General features: G+C 62.0%; 7 protein-coding genes. 6 read left to right on the plus strand and 1 reads right to left on the minus strand.

Annotated features, from left to right (window positions below; all coding sequences use genetic code 11):
* Positions 1-89: 89 nt before the first annotated feature.
* Positions 90-944: a phosphate/phosphite/phosphonate ABC transporter substrate-binding protein gene (locus H4I99_RS20455; RefSeq protein WP_163898354.1), complete on the minus strand. Its 855-nt coding sequence runs from the start codon at positions 942-944 to the stop codon at positions 90-92.
* Positions 945-1,159: 215 nt separating this feature from the next.
* On the opposite strand from H4I99_RS20455, the gene H4I99_RS20460 reads away from it, so the two are divergent.
* The 6 genes from H4I99_RS20460 to H4I99_RS20485 all read left to right on the plus strand — a co-directional run bounded on the left by H4I99_RS20460 (position 1,160) and on the right by H4I99_RS20485 (position 13,370).
* Positions 1,160-3,199 carry an O-linked N-acetylglucosamine transferase, SPINDLY family protein gene (locus tag H4I99_RS20460; protein ID WP_163898357.1) on the plus strand — a complete coding sequence of 680 codons (2,040 nt, stop codon included), beginning with the start codon at positions 1,160-1,162 and terminating at the stop codon, positions 3,197-3,199.
* 250 nt (positions 3,200-3,449) lie between these two features.
* Positions 3,450-10,361 carry a hypothetical protein gene (locus tag H4I99_RS20465; RefSeq protein WP_163898360.1) on the plus strand — a complete coding sequence of 2,304 codons (6,912 nt, stop codon included), beginning with the start codon at positions 3,450-3,452 and terminating at the stop codon, positions 10,359-10,361.
* Positions 10,362-10,512: 151 nt separating this feature from the next.
* On the plus strand, positions 10,513-11,256 hold the full coding sequence (locus tag H4I99_RS20470; RefSeq protein ID WP_163898363.1) for a fumarylacetoacetate hydrolase family protein: 744 nt from the start codon (positions 10,513-10,515) through the stop codon (positions 11,254-11,256).
* A gap of 105 nt (positions 11,257-11,361) precedes the next feature.
* Entirely contained in the window at positions 11,362-11,712 is a 351-nt protein-coding gene (locus H4I99_RS20475; RefSeq protein ID WP_163898366.1) for an MbcA/ParS/Xre antitoxin family protein, read from the plus strand.
* An 8-nt stretch (positions 11,713-11,720) separates the two neighbouring features.
* Positions 11,721-12,224 (plus strand): RES family NAD+ phosphorylase, encoded by a 504-nt coding sequence (locus H4I99_RS20480; protein ID WP_163898841.1) that lies wholly within the window; start codon positions 11,721-11,723, stop codon positions 12,222-12,224.
* Between the two features lie 225 nt (positions 12,225-12,449).
* The gene (locus tag H4I99_RS20485; RefSeq protein ID WP_163898369.1) at positions 12,450-13,370 is read left to right on the plus strand and encodes a sugar kinase; all 921 of its coding nucleotides are present in this window, start codon (positions 12,450-12,452) and stop codon (positions 13,368-13,370) included.
* Positions 13,371-13,405: the final 35 nt, after the last annotated feature.

The following is a 13,405-nucleotide window of genomic DNA, read 5'->3' on the forward strand; positions in this document are numbered from 1 at the left end:
GGAGAACTCCAGAAATGTGCCGAGGCGGCGGGCGGATATATTATTCAATATATTCTACAGAAAATATAGCATTACATAGAGATCGTCAGTCAGGCGAGCTGCGGATATCCCATGGAGCGGGCCTCCTCTTCAAACACGAGCAGCCGGCCATAATCGGCATCGGAGAGGGTGACGATATCGCGCAAGGCAAGCGTCTGGCGGACCTGCTCCATGGCAGGGTCGACAAGGGCGGCGCGCAACACTTGGCGCATGGCTTCCACCTCGCCGTCCGAAGCGCTTGCCCTGGTGATGAACGGCAGGCCCGGCCCCGATGGGGTGCGCGCCAGAACACGAACACCTGCGAGCCGGTCCGGAGCGAAGCGCTGCAGATTCCCGTAGGTGACACAATCGATCGCCGCGACATCGGCATCGCCGGCTGTGACGGCCGCGACGCTGGCAATATGCCCGCCAGTTTCGACTACGGCGGAGAAGAAACACCCGTCTTGAGCGAAAGGAGCGACCGCCCGGCGAAAAAGGTTCATGCCGGAATTGCTGTCGCGGCTGTTGATCGCGGCAGTGGTGCCGCGGAGGTTTTCCAGCGAACCGACGGGATCGTCCGCGCGAACGATGATGAAGCTGCAGGCATCAGGACCATCGCAGCCGGGAAGGGCATAACTCGGAGTGGCAACGAGACGCACATGGCCCCGAAGGCTGTGCATATAGGGGTAGCCACAGGTTTGGGCGAACAGGAGGCCGGGATGAAACCAGATTTCGTTGTAGGCGAGATCGGCGTTTAGGGCGTCGGGAGCGCCATCTATCCCCTGCTGTCGAAACCCGTCACGAAGAAAGCGCCAGAGCGCGTCATTTGCGGCAGCTATCGGTGCCGGACTGGCATACATGTCAAGGCTTGCGGTCCGCGTACCGCCATATCCCTCGATCCGCGGAGAATACCGCTCGACCTGCATGCCCTGACGCCACCTCTCGGCTTGAACAATGAATATGTATATACAAATGACATAAGTCCATACAGCCGGAAAGTGGGATTCTCCGGTATTCCGGATGTTTTCACAGCCTCGTGACATGCCTAGGGCAAGCTTCGTTGGTTAACGGTGGGGAGTTTTTATCGAGTCGTTGGCAACGCCGGCCATCACAGCCGGTCATATACGGGATGTTCAGGATCATGAATGATCTATCGGCCTCGAAATCCATTTCCGCCCTCGCCGGCATGCTGGAGCTTGCCCGCACCCAGAAACTGCCGTTCAACGATCTCTTCCAGTTTGCTGAAAGCAGAAGTGCAGCCGGGCTGAAAGCCGAGGCCGCCGAGATCTACAAGAGCTGGATCGCCTTCAACGAGGGGCATCCCTTCCTCCATCTCGTTTACTTCAACTACTCCGTGACGCTCCGCCAGCTTGGCGATATCGCGGGCTCCATCCATGCACTCAGGGCCTGCCTGAAACTCGATCCGAAGTTCGGCCCCGCACATATCAATTTAGGACGGGCCTTCGAGGACGCCGGCGTTGCGACGCAGGCCATACAGCAATGGCGCACTCTGGTGGAGCTGACCTCAGACAGCACGGCGGACCGGATCTCCCATCGCCTCATGGCGCTCCAGCATATCGGCCGCGTCATGGAAAATGCCGGCCTGCTGGAAGAAGCGGAGACGGTCCTCTGGCAGGCCATGGAACTGCGGCCCGACAAGACCGAAGCCGGCCAGCACTGGAGCGCGATCAGGCAACGCCTGTGCACATGGCCGATCCTGGCCTCCTCTGACCATATTTCAAAGCGGCAACAGATCGATTCCATGTCGCCATTGGCGCTTGCCTGCTTCTCTGACGATCCGCTGTTCCAGCTTGCACGCGCATACCGTTATAACAAGTCCTTCGTCGGGCGCCCTGATATAAGCGGCTTCCCGCGCAAGACGCCAAAGCGGAAGGTCGGCACCGGCCAGCGGCTTCGCGTCGGCTACGTATCGTCCGACCTCCGGGACCACGCAGTCGGCTTCGCGCTTCGCGAAGTGCTGGAATTGCACGACAAGGAAAGCGTTGAAATCTACGCCTATTATTGCGGCGATCCCGCGCCGAACGACGCAACGCAGGCCCGCATGAAGAAAGCGGTCGACTGCTGGCGCGATATCTCCCCGCTCAACGATGAGGAAGCGGCGCGACAGATCGCAAACGACGACATCGATATCCTCATCGACGTCAATGGTTACACCAAGAGTGCGAGAACGAAGATCTTCGCCTACCGCCCGGCACCGGTCATCGTCAATTTCTGCGGCTATCCAGGCTCCATGGGCAGCCCGTTCCACCAATATATGATTACCGACGGCCACATCGTTCCGCCGGAAAACGAGATCTACTACTCGGAAAAAGTGCTGCGCATCGCCTGCTGCCAACCCATCGACCGCAAGAGGGCGATCGCTGAAACCCCTTCGCGCGCCGAAGCGGGCCTTCCTGAAGACGCCTTCGTCTTCGCCTGCTTCAACGGTATGCAGAAGATCACCGAGGACACCTTCGCCCAGTGGATGAAGATCCTCGTCGCCACACCCGGCAGCGTGCTCTGGCTCCTGAGCGGCAACGACAGCGCCGACCAGCGCCTGCGGAAGATTGCGGAGAGTGCAGGTGTCGCACCCGAACGCCTGATCTTCGCGCCCAAGGCACCGAACGCCCGACACCTCGCCCGCATTGCGGTGGCCGATCTGTTCCTTGACACCTTCCCTTATGGCGCCCATTCGACCGCAGCCGACGCGCTGACCGTTGGTCTGCCGGTACTTACCTTCCCCGGCAAGAGCTTTGCGGCGCGCTTCTGCCACAGCATCGTCGCGGCAGCCGGCATTCCGGACCTGATCTGCACCGACCCGGAGGACTACGTCGAGAAGGCAATCGGATTCGCAAAGGATCCTGCAAGCCTCGGCCGGCTCAAACAGGCCCTGAAGGATGCACGCGAAACCAGCGTATTGCGCGATATTCCGGGCCTCGCCCGCCGTCTGGAAGAGCTTTTCTGGCAGATGCAGGCGGAATGCGAGCGCGGCGAAACGCCTGTGCCGGACCTGCGCAACCTCGATGTCTACTACGACATCGGCGCAGAACTCGTTCTGGAGAACATGACCTTCACGGATGACGCCGCCTACAGGCAGCGTTATCGCGAGAAGCTGTCGGAATGGCACGATTTCTCGCCCATCCCGCAGGACAACCGCCTCTGGACCGCTCCGGATACCTGAGGATTTCACGCGTCTGCGCATCTGCCGAGCAAAACAGCCATATCGAAGTTGCGTAGATTTATCTGCGTAGGACCAACTACAGGTTCAGGCAAGCCAGTTGCCTATAATTCCCTTTAGCTAGGTAGAGTCTCGTCCTGCCTGCGGCGTTTGCCGCGGGCCGGACCGGCGACGCCGGCCGCGGCCCCTCCGGGACGACTGTTCGTAAACTTTATTGATTTCGACAATCGGCTAACGCCAAAGGTTTTCTCGCATGACCTCGACCATACCTTCGCTCAGCGTCACTCAGATCAGGTCTCTTTCGACCGCCGCCGTCGCGGCGTGGACCACGGAAGACGTGTCATTGCTGTCCACACGACAGCTTAACGCACTGTCCTCTGATCAGATCGCGGCGTTGGATACCGAGGACGTCGATGTCCTGAATTCCCAACAATTGAGCGCGATCTCGCAGGGCGCCATTGTCGGACTGACCTTCGAACAGCTGGCCGTGCTGGACAAATACGATGTCGAAAGCCTGACCTCGAAGCAGGTCGCAGCCCTCACTACCGCCCAACTCAGCGCCCTGACGACGGCTCAGGCCGAAGCTCTAACCTCGCTGCAGGTTTCAGCCCTCAGCTCGCTCCAGATCGCGGCTCTCGGCGCGGAGGATCTTGCGGAGTTCTCGACAGCCGATATCGCTGCCATCAGCCAGAAGGCGATTGTCGGCCTGTCCACCGACGTGTTGGCTTCGTTGACAACCAACCAGATCGCGGCGTTGAGCACGAAAGCCGTCTCGAGCCTGACGACCGACCAGATCGCGGCTCTCTCCACGAAGCAGGTCGCAGCCCTGACGACTACCCAGGTCAATGTTCTCAAGGCTGCACACGTTCAGGCCCTGGGCACCGACGACATCGCTGTACTTTCGACCAGCCAGATCGCGGCCATGAGCACGAAGGCTATCCCGGCCCTGTTCATCGACCAGATCGAAGCCATGTCGACCGCGCAGGTCGAGGCGCTCACCGCAGCGCAGGTCAAGACGCTGACATCCACCCAGCTTGCCGCGCTTGGCACGGAAGATCTGGCGACATTCTCGACCGCCGACATGGCCGCGATCACAGCCAAGGCTCTCGCCGGCATGTCGACAGAACAGATCGCATCCCTGTCGACCATGCAGATCGCCTCCCTGAGCACCAGCGGGGTCACTGGCCTGACAGCCGACCAGATGGGCGCACTTTCGACCGCGCAGGCAGAGGCCCTCACCGTTGCCCAGGTGAAGGTACTGAGTTCATTGCAGATCGCCGCACTCGGAGCCGACGATCTCGCGACATTCTCGACCGCCGACATGGCCGCGATCACCAACAAGGGCGTAGCGGGTCTCTCGGAAGACGTCATTGCATCCCTCTCTTCCGCGCAGCTTTCAGCTCTCAGCACGAGCGCCATCGCCAGCCTGAAGGTGACGCAGATCGCGGCCCTGTCCACCAGCCAGTTGGCCGCGCTGACGGTGACGCAGGTCAGCGTTCTCAAGGCGTCGCAGATACAGGCACTCGACGTCGACGACATCGCCGCGATGACAACCGCGCAGATTGCTGCGCTTAGCACAAGCGCGGTCGCGAACCTGACAACCGATCAGGTTGCAGCACTCTCCACAGCCCAGGTCGAAGTCCTGACGATTACTCAGGTCAAGGCGTTGGGTTCCGTCCAGCTTTCCGCTCTGGGAGCTGACGATCTCGCGACATTCTCGCTCGCGGAAATCGCGACACTGACGAGCAAGGCAATATCGGGTCTTTCGACCGATGTTCTGGCATCGCTTTCCACCAACCAGATCGCCGTGCTGAGCACCAGCGCGATTACGGGCCTTACGACCGATCAGATCACGGCCCTTTCTACCGCGCAGGCCGAAGCGCTCACCGTGGCGCAGGTGGGGTCGTTGAGTTCCCTGCAGATCGCAGCGTTGGGTGCCGACGATCTAGCGACGTTCAGCTCCGCGGAAATCGCCGCCATAAGCTACAAGTCCGCAGCCGGGTTGGTAACGGACGCCATTTCCGCACTGACTTCCAGCCAGATCGCGGCACTGAGCACGACGACGATCGCAAACCTGACGACAGACCAGATCGGCGCCCTGTCGACAGCCCAGCTGGCGGCACTGACGGCAGCGCAGATTGCCACGCTCAGCTCGAAGCAGATTGCAGCATTGGGCACCGACGACATTGCGTCTCTGTCCACCAGCCAGATTGCGGCTCTCAGCGCCAAGGCCGTAGCGGGTCTCAGCTCCGACCAGATCCAGGCCCTGTCCACCAGCCAGGTCGAGACCCTTTCCCCGACGCAGGTCGCCGCACTCACCTCGCTGCAGCTCGCAGCGCTGGAAACGGCCGACATCGCGACATTCTCGACCGCCGATATGGCAGCGATCAACTCGGCCGCCATTTCGGGCCTGTCGTCGGCACTGATCGAAGCGCTTTCCACCCAGCAGATTGCTGCACTCAGCACGACGGCTATCAAGGGTCTCAGTAGCGATCAGGTCAACATGCTGTCGACCGCGCAGGTCGAGGCCCTGACCCCGACCCAGGTCGCCTCCCTCACCTCGCTACAGCTCGCAGCTCTGGAAACGGCCGACATCGCGACATTCTCAACCGCTGATATCGCTGCGATCACCTCGACCGCGATCTCGGGATTGTCGACGAGCATCATTGCAGCCCTTTCCAGCGAGCAGATCGCGGCCCTCAGCACGACCAGCATCAAGGGCCTCAGCACCCTGCAGATCGATGCCCTGAGCTCGACCCAGGTCGCAGTCCTTTCAACCAAGCAGCTGGCCGCGCTCAGCTCCGCGCAGGTCGCCTCGCTGAACACAGGCAATGTCACGGCATTGACCACCGAGCAGCTGGCCGCTCTCGGAACGGCCGGTATCGCCGGCTTGAGCACCCGGCAGATTGCCGCGCTGGAACCCGAGCAGATCGCCATCCTGAGCACGACCCAGCTTGCGGCACTGACATCCACCCAGATCTCGGCATTCGATACGGACGATCTCGCGGTGCTGACCACCGCACAGATCGCAGCGCTCAGCGCATCCGGCATCACAGGCCTGACCACCAAGCAGATCGACGCACTCAGCAGCGATCAGATTGCAGCGCTTTCGACCAAGCAGATCGCGGCACTCAGCTCCGATCAGATTGCGGCGCTCGATACGGGCGATATTCAGTCCTTCTCGACGGCCGGCATCGCCGCGATCAGCGCAAGCGCCATTTCGGGGTTGTCTACCGCCATTCTGGCATCACTTTCGTCCGAACAGATCGCAGCACTCAGCACGGCCGGTATCGCAGGACTGACCACGAAACAGGTCGACGCCCTGAACGCGTCGCAGGTTGCAACACTCTCCACCAAGCAGATCGCAGCCCTGAGCTCCGCTCAGCTCGCGACTTTCACCACGGACGAGATCGCAGCGCTTTCGGCCTCGCATATCGCAGCGCTTTCAACCGCCGCCATCACCGGGCTTTCGACCAAGCAGGTCGTCGCCTTGAGCACGGCACAGGCAGAGGCCCTGACCTCCGCGCAGGTCGGCGTTTTCAGCTCGGCACAGATCGCAGCTCTCGGAGCCGACGATATCGTGACGTTCTCGACCAAGGACATCGCGGCCATCAGTTCGGCTGCCATTGCGGGACTGTCCACGGATGCCATCGCGGCACTCTCTACCGTCCAGATCGACGCCCTGAGCACGGCCGGCGTTGCGGCCCTCTCCACCAAGCAGATCGCCGCGCTCAGCACCGTTCAGGCTGAAGCTCTGAGTTCCTCTCAGGTCGGCGCGCTCACCTCGGCGCAGATCGCGGCACTGACGGCCGCGGATATCGCCACATTCTCCACGGCCGATATCGCTGCCATCAGCGCGACAGCAATTGCGGGTCTGCAAACCTCCGTACTGGCATCACTTTCGACCGCCCAGATCGTGGCACTCAACACCGCCAGCATCGCCACTCTTTCCACCAAGCAGATCGATGCGCTGAGCAGTGATCAGGTCAAGGCCATGACTACGGCCCAGATCGGAGCCCTGACATCGAGGCAGGTGGCAGCGCTGGGCACGGACGACATCGCCGGTCTTTCGACGACGCAGATCGCGGCCATTGGCACTGCCGGAATTGCCGGCCTCTCCTCCGCCCAGATAGACGCGTTGACCACTGCACAGGTCGATGCGCTCTCCACCAAACAGATCAATGCTCTCAGCTCGGCCCAGATCGCTGCTCTCGGATCGGAAGACCTCGCGACCTTCTCTACGAAGGACATCGCCGCGATCAGCTCCACCGCGATCGCCGGCCTGTCGTCAGCGCTTGTCGCCACCCTTTCCAGCGATCAGATCGCGGCATTCAGCGCTACCAGCGTCGCCGGCCTTTCGACCGACCAGATTGCGGCGCTCACCACCGCCGGCGTCCGGGCGCTGTCGACCGCGCAGATCGCAGCCCTGACTTCGCGTCAGGTCGCCGCCCTCGGCACTGACGACATTGCGGCTCTTTCGACCGAACAGGTAGCGGCTCTCAGCACTGCTGGCATCAAGGCTCTGGGCACTGACGACATCGAGGCCATGAGCCCCGATCAGATCGAGGCCCTGACGAGCCTTCAGGTCGCAGCGCTGACATCGACGCAGATCGCAGCGCTCGGCACAGACGATATCGTGATGTTCTCCACCAAGGACATTGCGGCACTCGCCTCGAGCACGATTTCCGGGTTGTCGACCACCCTTCTGGCTGCTCTTACGACCATCCAGATTTCGGCTCTCAGCACCACGGGCATTGCCGGCCTTTCCACCAGCCAGATCGCTGCCCTTGGTACCGATCAGGTCGAGGCCCTGTCGTCCTCTCAGGTTGCGGCTCTCAGCTCGGCACAGATCGCGGCTCTCGGCACCGACGACCTCGACGTGTTCTCGACCGCCGACATCGCAGCCATCAGCTCCAACGCCATTGCCGGCCTGACCTCCGCTCTTCTGGCGTCGCTTTCGGCAGACCAGATCGAGGCGCTGAGCACGGCCGGCATCGCCGGGCTCTCGACCGACCAGATCGCGATCCTTAGCCTCACGCAGGTCAAGGCCCTCACCACCGCGCAGATTGCAGCGCTGAGTTCCAAACAGGTTGCGGCTCTCGGAACCGACGACATCGCGGCACTCTCCACCAGCCAGATCGCGGCCTTGAGCACGGCGGGCATCAAGGGACTGACCACCGACGATATCGTGGCGCTGAGCCCCGAACAGGTAGAGGCGCTGACTGCGACACAAATCGCGGTGCTGAGTTCTACGCAGATCGCGGCCTTCGGCACCGACGACCTCGATACCTTCTCCACCGCGGAAATCGCTGCGATCAGCTCCAGCGCGATTGTTGGCCTGTCCACGGAACTTCTGGCATCGCTGTCGCCCGATCAGGTCGAAGCGCTGAGTGCCGCGGGCATCGCAGGGCTTTCCTCGGCCCAGATCGCTGCCCTCAACGCCATGCAGATCGATGCGTTGACGACCGCTCAGCTCGCGGCATTGACATCGAAGCAGGTTGCAGCGCTCGGTACCGATGGCATCGCATCGCTGACCACCGCCCAGATTGCAGCACTCGGTACGGCTGGTATCACCGGTCTCACTACCGCGCAGATCGACGCGCTGAGCGGTGCGCAGGTCGCGGCCCTGACATCGGCTCAGGTCGCGGCATTCAACTCCACCCAGATCGCGGTCCTCACCGTCGAAGATCTCGACATGTTCTCGACCGCCGATATCGCGGCGATCAGTTCGACCGCCATTGCAGGCCTCTCGACTGCGACGATTGCAGCGCTTTCCACCGATCAGATCGCGGCCCTGAGCACTGCCGGCATTGCGGGGCTCTCGACCAGCCAAATCGTGGCGCTAAGCCCCGAACAGGTCGAGGCGCTTTCCTCCACACAGGTCTCCGCTCTGACATCGAAGCAGATTGCAGCGCTGGGCACGGATGACCTCGACATGTTCTCGACGGCGGATATCGCCGCCATCAGCTCGACGGCCATATCCGGCTTGTCGGCGGCCGCACTTGCCGCATTCACGCCGGATCAGATCGCCGCACTCGGCGCCGCGGGGATCCCCGGCCTGTCTACCACCCAGATCAGCATGCTGAGTACCGACCAGATCGCGGCGCTATCGACGGCCCAGCTTGCGGCTCTGACATCCAAGCAGGTTGCGGCTCTTGGAACGGACGACATCGCCTCGCTCTCCGCCAGCCAGGTTGCAGCCCTCAGCGCTGCGGGCGTTGCCGGCCTGACCAGCAGTCAGGTTGCAACGCTCACCGCAGACCAGATCGAAGCCCTGTCAACCGCCCAGATCGCGGCCCTCAGCTCGGATGGGCTTGCCGGCCTGACTGTGGAAGATATCGAGACCTTCTCGACCGCAGAACTGGCTGCAATCAGCTCCTCGGCGATCAAGGGTCTGTCGACAGCCATTATCGCGGCGCTCTCCACCGGCGAGATCGCATCTCTCGGCACCGCCGGCATCCACGGCCTGAGCAGCGCCCAGGTCGATGCCCTCAGCAGGGAACAGCTCGACTCGCTCACGACCGACCAGATCGCGGCGCTGAGCTCCGACGGGCTTGCGGGCCTGACCACGGAGGACATGGAGACCTTCTCGACCGCGGACCTGGCAGCGATCAGCTCCTCAGCGATCAAGGGCCTCTCCACGGCGATCATCGCGGGACTTTCCTCGAGCCAGATCGCCATTCTGTCGACGGGTCAGGTCGCTTCGTTGGGTTACAATCAGGTGGCGGCGATGAGCACCGCCCAGATCGACGCCCTGTCGATCACGCAGATTGCCGCCCTGACTGCGGTGCAGACCGCAGCCCTTGGCACGGATGACATTGCCCTGTTCTCCACCGACGAGATCGCCGCGCTGAGTTCCAGTGCAATCGCCGGGCTGAGCACCGGGGTCATCGCCGCTCTGACAACGGCTCAGGCCGAGGCCTTGACTTCGGGCCAAGTCGGCTCTCTGACCTCGACGCAGGTCGCGGCGCTGGAGATGGAGGATCTCGCCACCTTCTCCACCGAGGACATCGCATCCTTCAGTTCCACCGGTGTCGCGGGTCTTTCCACCCAGGACATTTCGGGCCTGTCGAACGCTCAACTGGATGCGCTAATGTCCTCGCACATGGGAAACCTGAATTCCGATCAGGTGGCGGCCGTCATCTCCGCCTATCTCCAGGCGTGACCAGATTGACAAAAGGCAGGGTCTTCGCCCTGCCTTGACATCCTGAAAGATAGAACGAGGGACCATATGGAATCGCAAGTTGGTGCCGCATGGCTCGACAGCGGCGGTGCGACGGGATACCTGATATTCCCCTTCAATTCCGGATGATGCCATGTCTCCCACTTTCGACCCGACAACCCTCGCCGCCTCGCTGATGCAGGCCAAGGCCCGTATTCCCTCTGACACCCTTGTCGCGCCCTCGACGATCGCGGAAGCTTTTGCCGTGCAGGCGATCACGATGGCGGATGCGCCCGCGGCACCGCTTGGCTACAAGGTTGCCCGGTCTCCTGAAGGTGCTGCCGTGACGGGACGACTGCTGCCGCTTCATCTTGGCGGTGACGCGACATTCCCGTGGCGGGCGGGCGTCGCGATCGAAGCGGAAATCGCCGTCCGGCTTGCGACGGCATTGCCGCCCCGTGCCGGTGGCTATACCCGCGACGAGGTCAAGAAGGCCGTTGGCAGCGTGCATCTCGGCCTCGAGGTTCTGGACAGCCGCCTCGTCGAGGGCAGCAGGTCTCCCTACCTGCTTTTCCTTTCCGACCGACTCGGCAATGCCGGCTATCTTCTTGGGCCGGAAGTGCCTGCGGCCCTTGTCGATGATGTGGCGGGCACGCCCCTCGAAATCACTCTGGGCGACGAGATTATATTTGCCGACGCCGCCAAGCATCCGGCAGGCGACGTGGTTGCATGGCTCGTGGATTGGGCCAATCGGGAAGACCGGCCGGAAAGTTCGCTTGGTGCGGGAGAGATCATCACCACCGGCAGCCTTTGCGGCGCGGTTCCCCTTGCCAAGGCAGGCCTGCTGACGATCAAACTCGGTGCGGAACACCTGCTGACCGCGAATTTTGCTGGTTAAGGGTAAAATCCGCCCGGAGCCTCGCGTTCCTCGATCATTGAATTCCTCTCATTCTGACGCTATATTGCGTCAGAATGATTGGCACAGGCTATCGAGGTGAATATCATGGGACTTGCCCAGTATTCGGATGACGGAATGTTCGCTCCGCGCAAGATCGCCGACACGCTCCGCACCACCAGCGAGGAAGTTGCCCGCACAGCCGGGCTCGGCAAGGACGCCGTACAGCGCAAGGACCGGGTGCGTTCGGACAGGACGCAACGGCGTCTTCGCGAGATGGTTGAGATCCTCAACAAGGTCGAGCCGCGTTTCGGCTCGGCCCTGATGGCATATGCCTGGTATCGCTCCGAACCGCTCCCCGGCTTTTCCGGCCAGACTGCCATGCAACTCGTCCGCAGCGGCCGGGCCGAGGACGTGCTCGATTATATCGACGCGGTCGACGCCGGCGTTCACGCCTGAATATGCCCATCCCCTTTCGCGGCAAACTCTACCGCGCGCTCAATCCCGTTTACGCCCGCGAGCCGCTTTCCGGCCGCGGCGCAGAGCTTTATGGCGGGCGGTTCAATCCGAAAGGCGTTCCGGCGCTGTACGCCTCCTTGTCCGTAATGACGGCGCTGCGGGAAGCAAACCAGGTCGGCAATCTCCAGCCGACAACACTCGTTTCCTATGACGCCGAAATAGAGCGGGTTCTTGATGGTCGGGATGTAGCCGAACTGGCGAGCTTGGGAATGGATGCCTCGACGCTTGCCGCCTCCAACTGGCGCGACGAGATGAAGACACGGGGCATTGCCAGAACCCAGGAATTCGCCCGACAGGCAATAGCCGACGGCTATCAAGCACTGCTCGTCCGCAGCTTCGCGGTCGGCGCGAAAGACGACGATTTCAATCTGGTGCTATGGCAGTGGGCAGACGTCGCGCCGTCGAAACTGATCCTGATCGACGATGAACACCGGCTGTCCCGCTCGCCGTGATTGGCAGACAGGTCCCGGCCGGCTCTACCTTCCCATGTTGTCTTCTATAATTGGCTCCACTGAACTCGACATCGATCGGCATGTCGGGATATTTATCGCTGCCTCTTTGCATTCCAGCGATGAAATGAACCATCGACTGAGTGAACCAGAGCGGCGGTGAGAGGGCCGACAGCGATCATCCGTTGTCCGGTAGAGGAACACATTCGAATAAGACGGGCCAGCAATATGATGAAACGAATGCTGTCGATCGGCGAGTGCATGGTGGAGCTGCGGCAGGCGGAGGAAGGCCTTCTGCGCAAGGGATATGCGGGTGACACGTTCAACACCGCCTATTACGCCCGCCTTGCCGCGCCCAAGGACTGGGCCGTGAGCTATCTGAGCGCCGTCGGCATAGACAAGGTCTCCGAGGAAATGCTCGGTTTCATGGAAAGCACCGGCGTCGAGACCGGCTTCGTGCGGCGCGTCGAGGGACGCACACCCGGCCTCTACATGATCCATCTCGACAAGGGCGAACGCAGCTTCTCCTACTGGCGTTCGGCATCCGCCGCAAAGACGCTCGCCGACGATCCGGTTCATCTGCGCGCCGCAATCGAACAATCGGACGTGGTCTTCTTCTCGGGCATAACACTGGCAATCCTGAGCGCCGACGCCGTCGAAGCCCTGCTTTCGGAACTGCGCCGTGCAAGGACGGCAGGCAAGACGGTGGTCTTCGATCCCAACATCCGCCCGCATCTCTGGCAGGACAGGACGGTCATGCTCGACACCATCAATGCAGGTGCGGCTGTGGCAAATCTGGTGATGCCGAGTTTCGACGATGAAGCCACCCATTTCGGCGATGCCGATCCGGCTGCAACCATCGCACGCTACAAGGCGCTCGGCGCTGAGAACGTGGTAGTCAAGGACGGCGCCAACGGCATTACCCTCAGTTTCGCCGGAAAGCCGGCCGAATTCATTACCGCTACCCGTGTCGACAAGGTCGTCGATACCACCAGCGCCGGTGACAGTTTCAATGGCACCTTCCTTGCCCGGTACGTTCAGGACGGTGATGCGCGGGCAGCGGCAACAGCTGCAGCCCGCGCCGCGGCAGCCGTTATCGGCCATCACGGAGCGCTGGTTCCGCGGGAAGCGCTTCCCGCCGCGGCATGAGATCCGCTTCTTGCCGGCATCCTGACCGCCAGGGC

Origin of the sequence: Paenirhizobium daejeonense, from assembly GCF_014280875.1 — a bacterium.
Classification (GTDB): domain Bacteria; phylum Pseudomonadota; class Alphaproteobacteria; order Rhizobiales; family Rhizobiaceae; genus Allorhizobium; species Allorhizobium daejeonense.